Below are 17,562 nucleotides of genomic sequence, written 5' to 3' on the forward strand. Positions count from 1 at the left end.
ATGGAGAAAACGATGAACAAAAAGGTCTTGGGTGCGATGCTGACAGGCGCGATCCTGCTCGCGCAATACGCCGGCGCGGCGCATGCGCAGGCGCGCGTCTATTTCATCGAGCCGAAGGATGGCGCGACCGTCACGAGCCCCGTGCACGTGAAGTTCGGCGTCGACGGCATGTCGATCGCGCCGGCGGGGACGATGACCGATGGCACCGGCCATCACCATCTGCTGATCGATGGCAAGGCGCTGCCGAAGGGCACCGTGATTCCGGCGAACGACACGTCGCTGCACTTTGGCAAGGGCCAGACCGAAGCCGACGTCAAGCTGCCGCCCGGCGATCACACGCTGACGATGCAGTTCGGCGACGGCGCGCACCGTTCCTACGGGCCGGAAATGAGCCAGACCATCAAGGTGCATGTGAAGTAACGCGTTTTTCCGGTACGAGACAAGGGAAGGCCGCCACGGATCGAATCCGGGCGGCCTTGCTGTTTTTTGGGCTGCAAAGCCTCATCCGTTCGGCTTAAGCCGCGTGCGTCGTGCGTTGTCGGGCGCGGCGCCCGGTACAATGGCCGCTTCCATCGGTCGTCGTGTTCGTCGCCGATTCTTCGCCATTCATCCGGTTTTCCCATGTCGCTTTATTTCATTTCGGACGCGCAGCTCGCGTTCGGCCACGTCGCATTGCTCGACCACGCCGACTTCTCGCTCGAAGCGGGCGAGCGTGTCGGGCTGATCGGCCGCAACGGCGCGGGCAAGTCGTCGCTTCTCAAGATCGTCGCGGGGCTCGCCGCGCCCGATGACGGCCTCGTCACGCGCCAGAGCGAGCTCACGACCGTGTACGTGCCGCAGGAGCCCGAGTTCGATCTCGACGCCTCCGTATTCGATGTCGTCGCGTCCGGCCTGACCGATGCGCGCGCACTGCTCGACGAGTACGACGCCGTCGCGCACGCCCTCGCCGATACGCCCGAAGGCGCGCAGCACGACGCCTTGCTCACGCGCATGAACGCGCTGCAATCGGCGCTCGATTTGCGCGATGCGTGGAATTGGCGCACGCGTGTCGCAACGACGCTCGCGCAAATCGGCCTCGACGGCGACGCGCGCGCGGGCGACCTCTCCGGCGGCATGAAAAAGCGCGTGGCGCTGGCGCGCGCGCTCGTCGTGCAGCCCGACGTGCTGCTGCTCGACGAGCCGACCAACCATCTCGACTTCGACGGCATTCGCTGGCTGGAAGACCTGCTCGTCACGTTGCGCACCGGTTTGCTGTTCATCACGCACGATCGCGCGTTTCTCGATCGCGTGGCGACGCGCATCGTCGAACTGGATCGCGGGCGTCTGCTCTCGTATCCGGGCAACTTCAGCGCGTATCAGACGAGAAAGGCGCAGCAGCTCGAAGTCGAAAAAATCGAGCAGGACAAGTTCGACAAGCTGCTCGCGCAAGAGGAAGTGTGGATTCGCAAGGGCGTCGAGGCGCGGCGCACGCGCAGCGTCGGGCGCATCGCGCGGCTCGTGGAAATGCGCAACGAGCGCGCCGAACGCCGCAATGTGCAGGGCAACGTGAAGCTCGATGTCGGGCAGGGCGAGAAGTCGGGCAAGATCGTCGCCGAACTGACCGATGTGACGAAGCGCTACGACGAGCGCACGATCGTCGACCGCTTCACGGCCACCGTGATGCGCGGCGACAAGATCGGTCTCGTCGGCCCGAACGGCGCGGGCAAGACGACCTTGCTGAAACTGATTCTCGGCGAACTGCAACCCGACGAAGGCCGCGTGCGTATCGGCACCAACATTCAGGTCGCGTACTTCGATCAGATGCGCGCGCAGCTCGATCTCGACAAATCGCTCGCCGATACCATCAGCCCCGGCAGCGAATGGGTCGAAGTGAACGGCGTGAAGAAGCACGTGATGAGCTATCTCGGCGACTTCCTGTTCGCACCGGAACGCGCGCGTTCGCCTGTGCGCTCGCTTTCGGGCGGCGAGCGCAATCGCCTGTTGCTCGCGCGGCTGTTCGCGCGGCCCGCGAACGTGCTCGTGCTCGACGAGCCGACCAACGACCTCGACATTCCCACGCTCGAACTGCTCGAAGAACTGCTCGCGGATTACGACGGCACCGTGTTGCTCGTGAGCCACGACCGCGCGTTTCTCGACAATGTGGTGACGTCCGTGTTCGCCGCGGAGGGCGGCGGCATGTGGCGCGAGTATGTCGGCGGCTTCTCAGACTGGCAGATTCAGCGCGAACGTTCGGAGCGTATCGCGGAAGACGCGGCGCGTCAGACCGCGAAGGAAGCGCCGAAGGACGACACGCCGAAGGAAAGCGCCGCGGGCCGTAACGCCCAGCGCACGGTGAAGCTGTCGTTCAAGGAACAGCGCGAACTGGAAGCGCTGCCGGGGCGTATCGCCGAGCTGGAGGAAGAGCAGAAGGCGATCGGCGCACAACTCGAAGACGGCTCGATCTTCGCGAAGGATGCGAAGGAAGGCGCGCGGCTGTCGGAGCGCCACGCGGCAATCGAAGAAGAATTGCTCGTCGCGCTCGAACGCTGGGAAGAGCTGGAAGCAAAACGCAAGTAGGCGCGTTTTATCGGTCCGAGGTGGGCGCGGCGGGCGAAAACCGCTATTCTCCTAGCGCGGCTCGGATCGGCGGGCGGTTTTCCGCCTCGCTCACAGGCATCCGGCCAGGCATTTTCATCAAGCATTCGCCGGCAGATCGGGCGTCACGTTGTGGCATTTCCCGCGAGAACGCCCGAGAGCCGGATCAACGTTCAACTATGTCCACGAAAAAATCCAGCGCAATGGCGACAGGCACTGAACGAGGCAAACGCCTCGTCATGAACGCCAAGGCAGCCGGCTACAGCGAAGCATCGATCAAGGTGCTCAAAGGCCTGGAGCCGGTCAAGCAGCGGCCCGGCATGTACACGCGGACCGAGAATCCGCTGCACATCATTCAGGAAGTGATCGACAACGCCTCCGACGAAGCGCTCGGCGGCTTCGGCAAGCAGATCATCGTCACGCTGCACAACGACAATTCCGTCTCCGTCGAAGACGATGGCCGCGGCATTCCGTTCGGCCTGCATCCGGAAGAAGGCGTGCCGGTCGTCGAGATCGTGTTCACGCGGCTGCATGCGGGCGGCAAATTCGATAAAGCGGCGGGCGGCGCCTATACGTTCTCCGGCGGTCTGCACGGCGTCGGCGTCTCGGTGACGAACGCGCTCGCGACGCGCCTCGAAGTAACGGTCTGGCGCGACAACAAGGTCGCGCAACTCGCGTTTTCCAACGGCGACGTCATCGAAGCACTCACGACGCGCACAGCCGAGCGCGGCGCCAAGAAAAGCGGCACGCGCGTGCGTGCATGGCCGAATCCGAAATACTTCGATTCCGCCAATCTGCCGCTCGGCGAGTTGCAGCGTCTCCTGCGCTCGAAGGCCGTGCTGCTGCCGGGCGTCGAAGTGGCGCTCGTCATCGAGAAGACGGGCGAGCGTCAGACGTGGAAGTATGAAGACGGCCTGCGCGGGTATCTGCTCGAAGGCATGGGCGGCAGCGACCTGCTGATTCCGCTGTTCGAAGGCGAGCGCTATGCGGAAAGCTCGAAGAACACCGAGGAAACCTTCGCGGAAGGCGAGGGCGCGTCGTGGGTCGTCGCGTGGAGCGAGGAAGGGCCGCTCTTGCGCGAATCGTACGTGAACCTGATTCCGACGCCCGCGGGCGGCACGCATGAATCCGGCCTGCGCGACGGTCTTTTTCAGGCGGTGAAGAACTTCGTCGAGATTCATAACCTTCAGCCCAAAGGCGTGAAGCTGCTCGCGGAAGACGTGTTCGCACGCGTGTCGTTCGTGCTGTCGGCGAAGGTGCTCGATCCGCAATTCCAAGGGCAGATCAAGGAACGTCTCAATAGCCGCGATGCGGTGAAGCTCGTGTCGTCGTTCTCGCGGCCCGCGCTGGAATTGTGGCTGAATCAGCACGTCGAGTACGGCAAGAAGCTCGCGGAACTCGTGATTCGTCAGGCGCAGGCCCGCACGCGCGCCGGCCAGAAGATCGAGAAGAAGAAGAGCTCGGGCGTCGCGGTGTTGCCGGGCAAGCTGACCGATTGCGAATCGACGGACATCGCGCGCAACGAGCTTTTCCTCGTCGAGGGCGATTCGGCGGGCGGCTCCGCGAAGATGGGCCGCGACAAGGAGTTTCAGGCGATTCTCCCGTTGCGCGGCAAGGTGCTGAACACGTGGGAAACGGAGCGCGACCGCCTCTTCGCGAACAACGAAGTGCATGACATCGCGGTGGCGATCGGCGTGGATCCGCACGGTCCCGACGATCAGATCGACCTCACGAATCTGCGCTACGGCAAGATCTGCATCCTGTCGGACGCAGACGTCGACGGCGCGCACATTCAGGTGCTGCTGCTCACGCTCTTCTTCAAGCACTTCCCGCAACTGATCGAACGCGGCCATGTGTGCGTCGCGCGTCCGCCGCTCTTTCGCGTCGATGCGCCCGCGCGCGGCAAGAAGCCCGCGCAGAAGCTCTACGCGCTCGACGAAGGCGAACTCGAAGCCATCCTCGACAAGCTGCGCAAGGACGGCGTGCGGGAAACCGCGTGGACCATCAGCCGCTTCAAGGGCCTCGGCGAAATGAGCGCGGAGCAACTCTGGGACACGACGATGAATCCCGACACGCGCCGCCTCCTGCCGGTCGGCCTCGGCGATCTCGGCTTCGATCTCACCGTGTCGCGCATGACGATGCTCATGGGCAAGGGCGAAGCGGCCTCGCGCCGAAGCTGGCTCGAAGAGAAGGGCAACGAAGTCGAAGCGGACATCTGAGCTCGACTCAGGCAACACACAACGGATATTGATATTCGATGGGAATCACAGACGATCTCTTCGCCGAACAGACCGCACCGGACGGCGAACAACTGACGCTCGGCGATTACGCCGAGCGCGCTTATCTCGACTACGCGGTGAGCGTGGTGAAGGGCCGCGCGCTGCCCGATGTCTGCGACGGACAAAAGCCCGTGCAGCGCCGCATCCTCTACGCGATGAGCGAGATGGGCCTCGCGTCCGGCGCGAAGCCGGTGAAGTCGGCGCGCGTGGTCGGCGACGTGCTGGGCAAGTATCACCCGCACGGCGATCAATCGGCGTACGACGCGCTCGTGCGTCTCGCGCAGGATTTTTCGATGCGCTATCCGCTCATCGACGGTCAGGGCAATTTCGGCTCGCGCGACGGCGACGGCGCGGCGGCCATGCGGTACACGGAAGCGCGCCTCACGCCCATCGCGCGTTTGCTGCTCGATGAAATCGATCAGGGCACGGTCGATTTCATGCCGAACTACGACGGCTCGTTCGAAGAGCCGAAGCTTTTGCCCGCGCGCCTGCCGTTCCTGTTGCTGAACGGCGCATCGGGCATCGCGGTGGGTCTCGCGACGGAAATCCCGTCGCACAATCTGCGCGAAGTCGCGCAAGCCGCCGTCGCGATGATCCGCGATCCGAAGCTCGGCCACGCGGGTCTGATGGAGAAGGTGCCCGGTCCCGATTTCCCCGGCGGCGGGCAGATCATCTCGTCGCCCGCGGAAATCTCGGCGGCTTACGAGACCGGCCGCGGCAGCCTCAAGGTGCGCGCGCGCTGGAAGATCGAAGAGCTCGCGCGGGGCCAGTGGCAGGTCGTCATCACGGAATTGCCGCCGGGCGTATCGAGCCAGAAGGTGCTCGAGGAAATCGAGGAACTCACCAACCCGAAGATCAAGCTCGGCAAAAAGACGCTCACGCCCGAGCAGGTTCAGACCAAGCAGACCTTGCTCGGCCTGCTCGACGCCGTGCGCGACGAGTCCGGCAAGGACGCGCCCGTGCGTCTCGTGTTCGAGCCGAAGTCGAGCCGCATCGATCAGACGGAGTTCGTCAATTCGCTGCTCGCGCATACGAGCCTCGAATCGAACGCGACGATCAACCTCGTGATGATCGGCGCGGATGGCCGGCCGCGTCAGAAGGGCATCGTCGAAATTCTGCACGAGTGGATCGGTTTCCGTTTCGTGACCGTGACGCGGCGCACGCAGCATCGCCTCGGCAAGGTCAACGACCGCATCCATATTCTCGAAGGGCGGATGATCGTCTTCCTGAATATCGATGAAGTCATTCGCATCATCCGCGAATCGGAGGAGCCGAAGCAGGCGCTGATCGCGCGCTTCAATCTCACCGACAGGCAGGCTGAAGACATCCTCGAGATTCGGCTGCGTCAGTTGGCGCGGATGGAAGCGATCAAGATCGAGCAGGAGCTGTCCGACTTGCGCGACGAAAAGACCAAGCTCGAAGAACTGCTCAACAGCGATGCCGCGATGAAGCGCGTGCTCATCAGGGAGATCGAAGCCGACGCGAAGCAATACGGCGACGATCGCCGCACGCTCATTCAGCAGGAGAAGCGCGCGACGTTCGAGGCACGTGTCGTCGATGAACCGGTGACGGTCGTCGTGTCGCAGAAGGGCTGGGTGCGCGCGTTGAAGGGTCATGGACTCGATCCGGCGGGCTTCACGTTCAAGCAGGGCGATGGACTCTATGCGGCGTTCCTCGCGCGCACGCCGGATTCGCTGGTCGCGTGGGGCAGCAAGGGGCGTGTGTATTCGGTGCCGGTGTCGGCGTTGCCGGGCGGGCGGGGCGACGGCGTGCCGGTGACGTCGCTGATCGAGCTCGAATCGGGCACGCATCTGCTGCACTATTTCGCGGCGAATGCGGAGCAACAGTTGCTGCTCGCATCGAGCAATGGCTTCGGCTTCCTCGCGAAGCTCGGCGACATGGTGAGCCGTCAGAAGGCGGGCAAGGCGTTCATGACGATCGACGAAGGCGCGGCTCCGCTTGCGCCGATGCCTGTCGTTCACGGCGCGACCTATGTCGCGTGCCTGTCGAGCGTGGGCAAGCTGCTCGTCTTCGGTATGGACGAGATGAAGACGCTGTCGGGCGGCGGTCGCGGCGTCATTCTGATGGGCCTCGACGCGAAGGAAACGCTGCGCCAGGCGCTCGCGTTCGATGCGCGTGGCGTGATGATGATCGGCACCGGGCGTGGCGGGAAGGCGAAGGACGAGAAGCTCAGCGGGTCGCAGTTGCAACTGCATCTCGGCAAGCGTGCGAGGAAGGGGCGCGCGCCGGATTCGTCGCTGAAGGTGATGGAGTTGAGGCCGGTGTTTGAGGGGTGACGGTTTCGATCTGGCATCCCTTGAGTTCGTTTGCTCCGTGCCTTGAAAGCCCGCTTCGTGCGGGCTTTTGTATTGCCCTGTTTCCAGAAGAGGTCGACAGACGGCATCGCCACGCCGAAACCGGACATCGACATCTTTCGGGCAAGGCTGAAAGCTGCGCAGGACCATGCCGCAGGAGAACGCAATGATCGAGATTGAAAAGGGCAGCGGCAACGTCTATGCCGACCTGGGAACGGCCGATGCCGACGAAATGCGCGTCAAGGCGCAACTCGCCAGCAAGATAGGCGAGATCATCAAGGCGCGCCGCTGGACACAACAGCGCGCGTCGGAGGTGCTGGGCATCAGTCAGCCCAAACTATCGCAACTACTGCGCGGCCAGTTCCGGGGCATCAGCGAGGCGAAGATGCTGGAGTTGCTGGCACGAGTCGAAGTTGTTTTCGCCGCGTGATGGGGAATTCAGGTTTGCGAGCGATACGGTGACCGTGGTGAGCGGCATCGCGGTGATTGCGCGTTGCATCATAAAAATCCCCAAAAGCGGGAACTCCCTACGCGACTCGTATTCTTAGTGTTCTGGGTTCGACCGGCTCGCCTCGTGATTTTGCAGCCGCAATATTCAATCTTCGGCGTAAGTCCGGCGGTGTCTGCCCATGGCTGTCACGGCAACCCGTCCATCAAGTCTTGAACTGCATCCGGAATCCTCAATGAACAAAGCCATCGAAGCGGCGCTCTTCCTGCATCTGCTCGGCGTAGCCGTTTGGATCGGCGGCATGATCTTCGCGCATTTCTGTCTGCGTCCCGCGCTCGGCGATCTCACGCCGCAACTGCGTCTGCCGCTCTGGGAGTCGGTCTTCGCACGGTTCTTCAACTGGGTGGGCGTCGCGGTGATCGTGATTCTGCTCACCGGCGGGTTCCTGCTCGTGGAGTTCGGCGGCGGTCACGCTGCGTGGCCGTTACATGCGATGGCCGGTCTCGGCATCGTGATGATGCTGATCTTCGGTCATATCCGCTTCGCCGTGTTTCCGCGCATCCGTCGCGCGGTGCAGGCGCAGAACTGGCCCGACGGGGCGAGGGCGGTCGGGACGGTGAGACGGCTCGTCGTGATCAATCTCGTGCTGGGCGTCGTGACGATCGGCACAGCGGTGCTGTCGCGCGGGTTCTGAGTTAGCCGTCACCCGCCGCGCTCGTCACTGAGCGCGGCGCTCGATTCGCGGCCCGCATCGTTGCGCGAGCGCGGCGATTGTCCGCGCGGCCATCCGCACACGCCGAAGCGATCGAGCAGCGCCTGCACGCCATCCGCCGGCACGGGGCGTGAAAACAGGAAGCCTTGCGCTTCCACCGGCCCGAGCGCCGCAAGCCACGTAATCTGCTCCTCGCGCTCGGTGCCTTCGACGACCACCGTCAGCCCCAGCGAACGCGCCAGATTGATGATCGCCGACACCATCACGCACACGCTTCGGTCCTCGGGAATCGCCTGGACGAACGAGCGATCCACCTTGAGCGTATCGACCGAGAAGCGGTTCAGATACGACAGCGACGAATAGCCCGTGCCGAAGTCGTCGAGCGCGATGCGCACGCCCAGACGCTTCAACGCGACGATCTTCTCCTGCACGAGTTCCGGATATTCGACCATCACCGTCTCGGTGATTTCGAGTTCGAGCTTGTCGGGCGGAATGCCGCTCGCCTCGATCGCGCGCGCGACCGTCTCCAGCAAGTCGCCGCGCCAGAACTGCACGGCCGAAATGTTCACGGCGAGCGACAGCCCGTTATAACCGTCGCGCTGCCATTGCGCGAGCTGCATGCACGCCGTGTAGATCACGAAATCGCCGACCGCGACGATGAGTCCCGTCGATTCCGCCACCGGAATGAACTCGTTCGCCGGAATGAGCCCGTGCTGCGGATGATTCCAGCGCACGAGTGCCTCGAAACCGGTGATGCAGCGGCGCGTGAGATCGATCTTCGGCTGATAGACGAGAAAGAGCTGCTGTTCCGTCAGCGCGACGCGCAGTTGCTGCTCCCACTTCATCAGATGGTCCGCGCGATGCGACAACTGCGGCGAATAGAACTGATAGCAGTTCCTGCCCGCGTCCTTCGCGCTGTACATCGCGAGATCGGCCTTCTTCAGCAGATCGATCTCGCTTTCGTTCGATACCGAAAAGAGCGCGATGCCGATGCTCGCATGGAGCACGAACGCGCTGCCGCGCACGTCGAACGGCGTGGCGAACATCGTCGCGATGTCGTCGGCGAGCGTGACCGCGCGCTGTTCGACGTCGTCGCCCTTCACGACGACCACGAACTCGTCGCCGCCGATGCGCGAGAGCGTGCCGCTTTGCCCCACCGTCTCCGCGAGCCGCGACGCGGTCATCTGCAGGACGATATCGCCGGCGTTGTGGCCGAGCGTGTCGTTGACCGTCTTGAAGTTGTCGAGGTCGATGAAGAGCAGCGCGAGCCGCCCGATGTTCTCCGGCTGCGCCACGTCCTGCCTCAGCGCGCGCAGCGTCGAATAGCGGTTGCGCAGACCGGTCAGCAGGTCGAATTCGACGAGATGCGTCATCTCGCGCTCGCGCCCGAGCAGCTTGCCGATGAGCCCGGTCGCCACCGCGAAGAAGCCGAGCATCGCGAGCGAGATGAAGCTCGCCATCAGGAGATAGACATTGCGCGTGTGGTTGTAGTCGATCATCTCTTCGCGCTCGGAGAGACCGACGAGCACGCCGAGCGGATAGCCGTCGATATGCCGGTACGAGACGATGCGCTTCACATGATCGATCGGATCGACATAGATGCCCGACGCGTGGTCGGTGGTCGGATAGACGCCGCTCGCGCTGAAGGCTGCGTGCGCGCGGTCGGCCGGACCGCTGTGCGTGGCGCCCTTCGCGGCGGAGCTGGCCGCTGCGCTCTCGGCGAGGCTGCCGCCCGTGCTGCGCGCGAGCACGGAGCCGTTGTCCGATACGACCGCGATCACGCCTTCGCGCCCGATCGACGCGACGTTGTAGAAATCGCTCGTGAAATAGGCCGGATCTTCCGACACGACCACGACGCCCGCGAACGAGCCGTCCGCATGATTGAGGCGCCGCGTGATCTGCAACGTCCACAGCCCCGACACGCGGCCGCGCACCGGGCGGCTGATGTAGAGCAGGTCGTCGTTCGAATGGGCGTGGACCTTGTAGTGCTCGCGATCGGACAGGTCGATCGGCTTCGGATGCGGGTCGGACGTATTGCCGATCAGCGTGCCGTATTCGTCGATCAGCGATACCTGCACGAGGGTGTCGCTCTGCACCACGCCTTTCTCGACCGTGGCGATCAGATCGAAATTGTCCGGTGACTTCTCGTACTCGTATTTGACGAAGCGGGTGATCTGGTCGACCTGATGGATCGCCTTGATGGTGTGCTGTTCGAGCGCCGACGAAAGGATCGCGGCAGAGGCCATCGATTCATGTGTCGTCGCTTCACGCTCGACGGAGAGGCGGGCGAATATCACCGCCCACAGCAACACCAGCACGAAGGTGCCGAGCACGGGAATCGCGAGGAGCGCGCGCCGACGCCGCGCCGACGGCGCGCCGAAGAGAGTGTCGGATAAGGCGTGGGAGCGCGTGCGCTTCATGGCGCATCCGTGCGCGCTTTGCCGCGTAGCGCGTGGCGTGTTGCGAACTGCGCGAGGTGGATGAAGCGATGCATGTTTTGAGGCGTTCAGCCGAAACGGGTGAATATACCGTGCGCGGCGCGCAGCGGATGATCGGCGGCTTGTTTCTCCGAGACCCGATCCACGTCCGGATTCACGTCATGAAGCAGCACAACGGCCGTTCGGCGAGCGATTTTTTGCGGCAGCGCCCGAAGCCCGGCATGAGTGAGACGGCCAGCATTCGATGTCGTCAAGAGCATACGTTTGCGCTGCGGCGCAAGCAGCCCAATCTCGCGACGCCCATTGTCCGCCGATGTGAAACCGCGTTTGCGTTCTGATCCCCGATTGTTCAGATATTAGCGAAGCCTCGAAGATTAAGAAAGGGGCGCCGCTTGGGGGTATACGCGCGCCCACGCGAACACGCGTAGGTCATTGTTTCAGATGCAGAATGTCCCGTCGATCACAGTTACCGACGAGCCGCCGATCCAGATCGGTGCACCGTCCGCCTCATCGTCGTACTCGATGCTCACGCGGCCATCGCGGTCAAGCGCGGTGCCCTGGCGCACGGTGTACGAAGCGCCGGGGCGTCTTCCCTGTCGCGTGAGGAGCGTCGCGAGCGCCGCGTTCGCGCTGCCCGTCACCGGATCTTCGATGTTCTCCGCGCCGAGCAGGATCACGCGCAGCTCGAAGGTCGCGGGGCCATCGGCGTCATGCGGTCCGTACACGGCGATGCCGTGCGTATCCACTTCCGCGACGAGCGCCTGCAGCGTCTCGCGCGCCTCGCCGCGCAGCGACAGCGCGAGGCACTGCGCCGCGTCGTTCACGCGCACGACGAGCCACGGCGCACCATTGTTGACGGCAGCGGGCGGCGCGCTGAAATCGATTACCGAGGGCGAGAGCGCATCGGCGAGGCGCTGATTCTGCGCGGCGCTCAGGGGCGCGATGGTGGCGGGCGGCGCGGCGAACGCCCACTCGCCGTCGCCGCGCTCGGCGAGCGTGACGAGCCCGACGCCGCATTCCTGCACGAGCCGGCCGGGCGTCTTCGGCGTGTAGCCGCTATCGATGAGCGCGTGCGCGCTGCCGAGCGTCGGATGGCCGGCGAAGGGCAGTTCGACCGCCGTCGTGAAAATGCGCACGCGATAGTCGGCGCGCGGATCGGTCGGCGGCATCAGGAACGCCGTCTCGGACAGATTCGTCCAGCGCGCGATTTCCTGCATGCGTTGCGTCGAAAGGCCTTCGGCGTCGAAGATCACCGCGAGCGGATTGCCCTTGAACGGAACCGGCGTGAAGACGTCGACCTGTTTGAACTGAACAGTACGTGTAGGCATGAATGTCATCGGTTGGATCAGGACACAAAAAAACCCGACGGCCTGAGCGCGTCGGGTTTCGCTGACGAGCGACGGACGACGCGCCCTATGCGACTTCCGCGATCAACTCGATCTCGACGCACGCGCCGAGCGGAATCTGCGCGACGCCGAACGCCGAGCGCGCATGTTTGCCCGCATCGCCGAACACTTCCGCGATCAGCTCCGAAGCGCCGTTCGTGACGATGTGCTGCTCGGTGAAGTCGAACGTCGAGTTCACGAGGCTCATCACCTTGACGATGCGCTTCACCTTGTTCAGATCGCCGACGTGCGCATGCAGGGTTGCGATCAGGTCGATGGCGACGCTGCGCGCCGCGGCCTTGCCTTCTTCGGTCGTGATGTTGTCGCCGAGCTTGCCGACATGCACCTGGCCGGCCTTCTTCGCGATGTGCCCGGAGAGATACACGGTGTTGCCGCTCTGCGCGCTCATCACATAAGCGGCGGCGGGCGCGCCGGCGACCGGCAGTTCGATGCCGAGTTCCTTCAGCTTGTCATACACGTTCGATGCCATCGGTTGCTCCTCTAAACGTTGAAATCAGATGCTCGCGCGAATCAGCGCGCCGAGTTTCGCCACGCCTTCGTCGATCGTCGCGGGCGGAACCGTCACGAACGAAAGACGCATCGTATTGTGCTCGGCTTCGTTCGCGAAGAACGGGCCGCCCGGCACGAAGGCCACATTTTGCGCGATCGCCTGCTCGAGCAGCTTCATCGAGTTGATGTGTTGCGGCAGCTTCACCCACACGAACATGCCGCCTTCGGGCCGGTTCCATTCGACGCCGGCGGGCATGTGACGTTCCAGCGCGTGGAGCATCGCCTCGCACTGGTCGCGATAGAGCGCGCGGATGGTCGGCACGTGCCGGTCGAGGAAGCCGTCCTTCACCACTTCGTAGACGATGCGCTGCGTGAGGCTCGGCGTGTGCAGGTCGGTTGCCTGCTTCGCCTGCACCAGTTTGAAGTGCAATTCCTCGGGCGCGATGATGTAGCCCACGCGCAGGCCCGGCGCCAGCACCTTCGAGAACGAGCCGAGATGCACGATGTGCTCGGGCGCCATCGAGAGCAGCGTCGGCAGCGGCGCGCCGGCGTAGTCGAGCGCGCCGTAGGGATCGTCCTCGATCACCGGGAACGGCGCCTTCTGCGCGAACGCGGCGAGCGCGCGGCGGCGTTCGAGCGGCAGGCGGCGGCCCGTCGGGTTCTGGAAGTTCGGCTGCGCGTAGAGCAGGCGCGCGTCGGCGGTGAGCGCGGCGACGAGCGCTTCGGGAATCAGGCCGGCTTCATCGGTCGGCACTTGCACGTAGTGCGGCTCGAAGAGCGAAAACGACTGCAGCGCGCCGAGATACGTCGGCGTTTCGACGAGCACGCGGCTGCCCGGATCGACGAGCGTCTTGCCGAGCAGATCGAGCGCCTGTTGCGAGCCGGTCGTGATGAGCACCTGCGTCGGGCGGATATGCGCGCCGTTCACCGAGTAGCGCGCCGCGACCCATTCGCGCAGGGGCATGTAGCCTTCGGTCGCGCTGTACTGGAGCGCGGCCGCGGGCTGATCGCGCAGGATGCGTTCCGAGGCGTGGCGCATTTCCTCGACGGGGAACGTCGCGGGCGAGGGCAGGCCGCCCGCGAAGGAAATGACCTCGGGCCGCTCCGTGACTTTCAGGATTTCGCGAATCGCCGAACTGGTGAGCTTGCGTGCGCGTTCGGAGAGTTGCCACGGCGTGGCGCGGAGATCGGCTTGATTCATGAAATGCCTCGGTTGTCTCGGGGATGATGTCTCTCGCGGCGCGGGCCGCGAGTTTTTGAGTCTGGGCTGACGAGGAACGGCAAACCTCAATTATCGCGCGAGTGCGTCATCTTGCGTGCGTCGTGCCCGCCGCGACGACCGCGGCTTGCGGCGCGGGACGCACGGCGGTCTTGCGCCCGAGCACGACGGTCGCGATGACGGCGGCCGCATACAGCCACGTCGATGCGCTCACGTGCTCGCCGAAGAAGAGCGCGGAAAACGCCATCGTGAAAAAGATCTGCAGCAGTTGCACCTGCCCGACGCGCGCGATGCCGCCCATCGCGAGACCGGCGTACCACGCGAAGAAACCGATGAATTGCGAAAACAGCGTGACATAGCCGAACGCGAGCCAAGTTTTGAGCGCGAGCGGTTCGGGATGCGTCGCGTGACTTCCGAACAACTGCGCCCACGCGAGCCAGCCGACCGGCAGCAACAGGAACGGCGCGGAGAGCACGAGCGCCCAGCAGATCACCTGCCAGCCGCCCATCTGACGCGCGAGCCGCGCGCCTTCCGCGTAACCGAGCGCGCCGATGCCGACCGCGACGAGCATCAGCAGATCGCCCGCCTGCAAGCCGCCGCCGCCCGCCTGCAACGCGAACGCGACGACGATCGCGCTGCCCGCCACCGCGCTTGCCCAGAACGCCTTCGACGGCCGTTCGTGCGAGAGCCACGCGGCGTAGATCGCGACGCACAGCGGTTGCAGGCCGTTCACGACCGCGCCGTGCGACGCGGGCACGGTTTTCATCGCCCATGCCGAAAACACCGGAAACGCGATGATCACGCCGAGCGCCACCACCGCGAGACTCTTGACCTGCGGCCAGGTCGGCAGCTTTTCGCGACGCCACACGAGCAGGGCGGCCGCCGGAATCGCCGCGACGAGCGCGCGTCCGAGGCCGTTCAGCAGCGGATGCACCTCCGCGACCACGATGCGCGTCATCGGCAGCGTCAGGCTGAAAATGACGACGCCGATCAGGCCGAGCAACATGCCTTCGGTTTCGCGGGTTTTCATCGTGAGGTGTCTCCTTGTTGGTCCGATGCGCAGGCTCAGTCGGGCTGCGATGGTGTTTCCGGGTCGTCCTGCGTATCCGTTTTCTTCACGCGACGGCGTTTGGACGCCTGCCGCGCGTCTTCCTCGCGCGCCATTGCCGCTTCCGCCGATTCGCCGAGCGTCAGCGTCGATCCGTCCGGCAGATCGAACTGCGCGACGAGCACCGGCGCGCCCGCCGTATTCTCGACGCGCATCAGATGCGCCGCGCCGAGCCACGCGAGTTGCTCCGATACGGCATCCGCGTCCGGATGGAAACCCGTCAGCGTGCGCAGCGCGATGCCCGTTTCCGGCAGCGCGTCGCTCGGATGACGCGGCGTGTCCCACTGGATCAGCGACGGCAGTACGCCGTCGCCCGCGCCTTGCCACGCCGGAAACGCGCCGTCGTCGGGCACGGTGAGGCCCCACGTATTGCCGGCGCGCGACATGGCCGCGACAGGCGCGATGCGCGCCGGATACTGCTCACGCCAGCGCGCGAGCGACTTCGGGCGATCGACGCGCGCGACCCAGTGCACGAGCTGCGGGCCGTCGTCCGTGAGACGACGCTGCATCGCCGGGTCGTCCAGCGCGAAAAGGCGCGGCCGTGGCGACTCGACGCCCGCCGCCGACGGATCGATCGCGATCACTTCCAGATACGCGCCGCCCCACAGATTCAGCAGCCGGTTGTGCGTGCGCATCAGCGGATGCGCGCCGCCGGCTACCGTCTCGACGCCGAATTTCGCGGCGACGAACTGCGCGCCTTCTTCCAGCGTGCGGGCGGCGATCACGAGGTGATCGAGTTTGAGTCGATGATCGGTCATGACGGGGCGATGCGATAAACAGGGGCCGATAGCATAACGCTTCCGTTTCGCGCACCGGAGCGCCCGAAAGCAAAATGTAGCCGCTATCACCATAACAGTAACGGTACAATCGGCCCAATACTATTCGGTACAGTTTTCCTGGCGCGCAGCCGCGCTTACGGTACACCGGAGGCCCGCATGTCCGTTCCGCTCGATCAGATTCCCGCGCCGCACGACGCCGCGCAACTCACGCTCGTCGATCAACTGGTGCAATGGGGCCGCCGCCGCATCGACGAGCGCGTGTTCCGGCCCGGCATGCGCATGCCGTCGATCCGCAAGCTCGCGCTGGACAAGGGTGTGTCGCGCTTCACCGTCGTCGAGGCGTACGAGCGGCTCGTCGCGCACGGCTATCTCGACTCGCGGCGCGGCTCGGGCTTCTACGTGCGCGAGCGCGTCGCGCCGGCGCTCGTCGCGAAAGGCGAGGCGCCTGCCGTCGCGGCCGAGCGCGAGCCGGTGCAGAACACCATCGACGTGGTCTGGCTGCTGCGCAACATGCTGCATACGTCGAGCCCGGAGAAAGGGCCGGGTCTCGGCTATTTGCCGGGTCGCTGGCTCGATGGCGAACTCATCACCAACGCGCTGCGCTCGCTGTCGCGCCAGAGCGGGGCGCAGATGCTCGGCTTCGGCACGCCGCAAGGTTTTCTGCCGCTGCGCCAGCAGTTGCAGACGCGGCTCGAAGAATTGGAGATCGGCGCGTCGGCGGCGCGGCAGATCGTGCTCGTGTCGGGCATCACGCAGGCGATCGACCTGATCTCGCGTCTGTATGTGAAGCCGGGCGACGCGGTGATCGTCGGCGATCCGGCGTGGTTTCAGATGTTCGGGCGCTTCGCGTCGCAGGGCGCGCGGCTCGTCGGCATGCCGTATACGCCCGACGGTCCCGATCTCGACGCGCTCGAAACGCTCGTCGCGACATGGCGGCCGAAGATGCTGATCATCAATTCGGTGCTGCAGAATCCGACCGGCACATCGCTGACGGCGGCGCAGGCGTTCCGCATTCTTCAACTCGCGCAGGAATACGATTTCATCGTCGTCGAGGACCATGTGTACGGCGATCTGTGTCCGGCGGGCTTTCCCGCGACGCGCCTCGCATCGCTCGATCAGTTGAAGCGCGTGATCTTCCTCGGCAGTTTTTCGAAGACGCTCGCGGCGAATTTGCGCGTCGGGTATATCGCCGCGGCGCCGGAAGTGGCGAAGGCGCTCGCGGACCAGAAGATGCTCGTCGGCATGACGAGTCCGGAACTCAACGAACGCGTGGTTTATAAGGTGCTGACCGAAGGGCACTATCGGCGGCACGTCGAACGGCTGCGCGCGCGGCTCGACGGGGTGCGCGACAAGACCGCGCGCATGCTCGAGAAAACCGGTTTGCGGCTTTTTGCGACGCCGGCGGCGGGGATGTTTCTGTGGGCCGACGCAGGGGTCGATTCTGATGGGCTTGCGGCGGCGGGTCACGAGGCGGGGTTTCTGCTGACGCCTGGCAGCCTGTTTTCGCCGCATCAGTCGCCGACTACGTGGATGCGGTTCAATATCGCCAATTGTGGGGATCCGGCGTTGCCCGGGTTGCTTTCCAACTATCTGGAGAAGGCTGCGAGGCGTAGCGCCTAGGGGGTGGTGGCTCTTTTGTTTGCCTCGGCTTCTATGGGTGGCCTGTGTTCTTTTTGGTTTATTAGCGTTGCCCCTGTGCGGGGCGGCAGTCACTTTCTTTGCTGCTGCAAAGAAAGTAACCAAAGAAACAGCTATCCCCAGCCTAAGCACTTCACACCGGCCGCGGCACTGGCGA

At 64.6% G+C, this 17,562-nt stretch carries 13 protein-coding genes and 2 pseudogenes; 9 read left to right on the forward strand and 6 right to left on the reverse strand.

Going from position 1 to position 17,562, the window contains the following annotated elements; all coding sequences use genetic code 11:
- Positions 1-36 precede the first annotated feature (36 nt).
- From QCE73_RS04230 to QCE73_RS04260, 7 genes and pseudogenes are all read left to right on the forward strand, one after another.
- Positions 37-420 (forward strand): DUF4399 domain-containing protein, encoded by a 384-nt coding sequence (locus QCE73_RS04230; RefSeq protein WP_371881110.1) that lies wholly within the window; start codon positions 37-39, stop codon positions 418-420.
- 201 nt (positions 421-621) lie between these two features.
- Positions 622-2,556, forward strand: coding sequence for an ATP-binding cassette domain-containing protein (locus tag QCE73_RS04235; protein WP_309879917.1), 1,935 nt, complete (start codon positions 622-624; stop codon positions 2,554-2,556).
- A 257-nt stretch (positions 2,557-2,813) separates the two neighbouring features.
- Positions 2,814-4,793, forward strand: a complete 1,980-nt coding sequence (locus QCE73_RS04240) for a DNA topoisomerase IV subunit B (protein ID WP_309879918.1) — start codon at positions 2,814-2,816, stop codon at positions 4,791-4,793.
- A 38-nt stretch (positions 4,794-4,831) separates the two neighbouring features.
- Positions 4,832-7,150, forward strand: coding sequence for a DNA topoisomerase IV subunit A (parC, locus tag QCE73_RS04245; protein ID WP_309879919.1), 2,319 nt, complete (start codon positions 4,832-4,834; stop codon positions 7,148-7,150).
- A gap of 66 nt (positions 7,151-7,216) precedes the next feature.
- Positions 7,217-7,348 (forward strand): annotated as a pseudogene (locus QCE73_RS04250) (addiction module toxin RelE); the annotation flags it as partial.
- Positions 7,335-7,577: pseudogene (locus QCE73_RS04255) on the forward strand (helix-turn-helix domain-containing protein); the annotation flags it as partial. The pseudogenes QCE73_RS04250 and QCE73_RS04255, both read left to right, overlap by 14 nt.
- 274 nt (positions 7,578-7,851) lie before the next feature.
- Positions 7,852-8,310 carry a CopD family protein gene (locus QCE73_RS04260; RefSeq protein ID WP_035506289.1) on the forward strand — a complete coding sequence of 153 codons (459 nt, stop codon included), beginning with the start codon at positions 7,852-7,854 and terminating at the stop codon, positions 8,308-8,310.
- Positions 8,311-8,318: 8 nt separating this feature from the next.
- Here the strand turns inward: QCE73_RS04260 and QCE73_RS04265 are convergent, their stop codons facing one another.
- Complete coding sequence (locus QCE73_RS04265; RefSeq protein ID WP_309879920.1) at positions 8,319-10,748, reverse strand: EAL domain-containing protein; 2,430 nt, start codon at positions 10,746-10,748, stop codon at positions 8,319-8,321.
- 56 nt (positions 10,749-10,804) lie between these two features.
- On the opposite strand from QCE73_RS04265, the gene QCE73_RS04270 reads away from it, so the two are divergent.
- Entirely contained in the window at positions 10,805-11,104 is a 300-nt protein-coding gene (locus QCE73_RS04270) for a hypothetical protein (RefSeq protein ID WP_309879921.1), read from the forward strand.
- Between the two features lie 99 nt (positions 11,105-11,203).
- On the opposite strand, the gene QCE73_RS04275 is transcribed toward QCE73_RS04270, so the two are convergent.
- The 5 genes from QCE73_RS04275 to QCE73_RS04295 form a co-directional block, all read right to left on the reverse strand.
- Entirely contained in the window at positions 11,204-12,094 is an 891-nt protein-coding gene (locus QCE73_RS04275; protein ID WP_309879922.1) for a PhzF family phenazine biosynthesis protein, read from the reverse strand.
- Between the two features lie 85 nt (positions 12,095-12,179).
- Positions 12,180-12,641 (reverse strand): RidA family protein, encoded by a 462-nt coding sequence (locus QCE73_RS04280; protein WP_035506296.1) that lies wholly within the window; start codon positions 12,639-12,641, stop codon positions 12,180-12,182.
- Between the two features lie 24 nt (positions 12,642-12,665).
- The gene (locus tag QCE73_RS04285; protein ID WP_309879923.1) at positions 12,666-13,862 is read right to left on the reverse strand and encodes a PLP-dependent aminotransferase family protein; all 1,197 of its coding nucleotides are present in this window, start codon (positions 13,860-13,862) and stop codon (positions 12,666-12,668) included.
- A 106-nt stretch (positions 13,863-13,968) separates the two neighbouring features.
- Complete coding sequence (locus tag QCE73_RS04290) at positions 13,969-14,910, reverse strand: DMT family transporter (RefSeq protein WP_035506300.1); 942 nt, start codon at positions 14,908-14,910, stop codon at positions 13,969-13,971.
- A gap of 35 nt (positions 14,911-14,945) precedes the next feature.
- Positions 14,946-15,746: a VOC family protein gene (locus QCE73_RS04295; RefSeq protein WP_309879924.1), complete on the reverse strand. Its 801-nt coding sequence runs from the start codon at positions 15,744-15,746 to the stop codon at positions 14,946-14,948.
- Between the two features lie 177 nt (positions 15,747-15,923).
- On the opposite strand from QCE73_RS04295, the gene QCE73_RS04300 reads away from it, so the two are divergent.
- Entirely contained in the window at positions 15,924-17,387 is a 1,464-nt protein-coding gene (locus QCE73_RS04300) for a PLP-dependent aminotransferase family protein (RefSeq protein ID WP_309879926.1), read from the forward strand.
- Positions 17,388-17,562: the final 175 nt, after the last annotated feature.

It is taken from the genome of Caballeronia sp. LZ029, from assembly GCF_031451275.1.
GTDB classification, from domain to species: Bacteria; Pseudomonadota; Gammaproteobacteria; order Burkholderiales; family Burkholderiaceae; genus Caballeronia; species Caballeronia jiangsuensis.

What these genes read in the sequence shown, in the direction of transcription:
- QCE73_RS04230 (WP_371881110.1), top strand. Translation starts at nt 37, where the DNA reads ATGCTGACAGGCGCGATCCTGCTCGCGCAATACGCCGGCGCGGCGCAT.
- QCE73_RS04235 (WP_309879917.1), top strand. Translation starts at nt 622, where the DNA reads ATGTCGCTTTATTTCATTTCGGACGCGCAGCTCGCGTTCGGCCACGTC.
- QCE73_RS04240 (WP_309879918.1), top strand. Translation starts at nt 2,814, where the DNA reads ATGAACGCCAAGGCAGCCGGCTACAGCGAAGCATCGATCAAGGTGCTC.
- parC (WP_309879919.1), top strand. Translation starts at nt 4,832, where the DNA reads ATGGGAATCACAGACGATCTCTTCGCCGAACAGACCGCACCGGACGGC.
- QCE73_RS04260 (WP_035506289.1), top strand. Translation starts at nt 7,852, where the DNA reads ATGAACAAAGCCATCGAAGCGGCGCTCTTCCTGCATCTGCTCGGCGTA.
- QCE73_RS04265 (WP_309879920.1), bottom strand. Translation starts at nt 10,748, where the DNA reads ATGAAGCGCACGCGCTCCCACGCCTTATCCGACACTCTCTTCGGCGCG.
- QCE73_RS04275 (WP_309879922.1), bottom strand. Translation starts at nt 12,094, where the DNA reads ATGCCTACACGTACTGTTCAGTTCAAACAGGTCGACGTCTTCACGCCG.
- QCE73_RS04280 (WP_035506296.1), bottom strand. Translation starts at nt 12,641, where the DNA reads ATGGCATCGAACGTGTATGACAAGCTGAAGGAACTCGGCATCGAACTG.
- QCE73_RS04285 (WP_309879923.1), bottom strand. Translation starts at nt 13,862, where the DNA reads ATGAATCAAGCCGATCTCCGCGCCACGCCGTGGCAACTCTCCGAACGC.
- QCE73_RS04290 (WP_035506300.1), bottom strand. Translation starts at nt 14,910, where the DNA reads ATGAAAACCCGCGAAACCGAAGGCATGTTGCTCGGCCTGATCGGCGTC.
- QCE73_RS04295 (WP_309879924.1), bottom strand. Translation starts at nt 15,746, where the DNA reads ATGACCGATCATCGACTCAAACTCGATCACCTCGTGATCGCCGCCCGC.
- QCE73_RS04300 (WP_309879926.1), top strand. Translation starts at nt 15,924, where the DNA reads ATGTCCGTTCCGCTCGATCAGATTCCCGCGCCGCACGACGCCGCGCAA.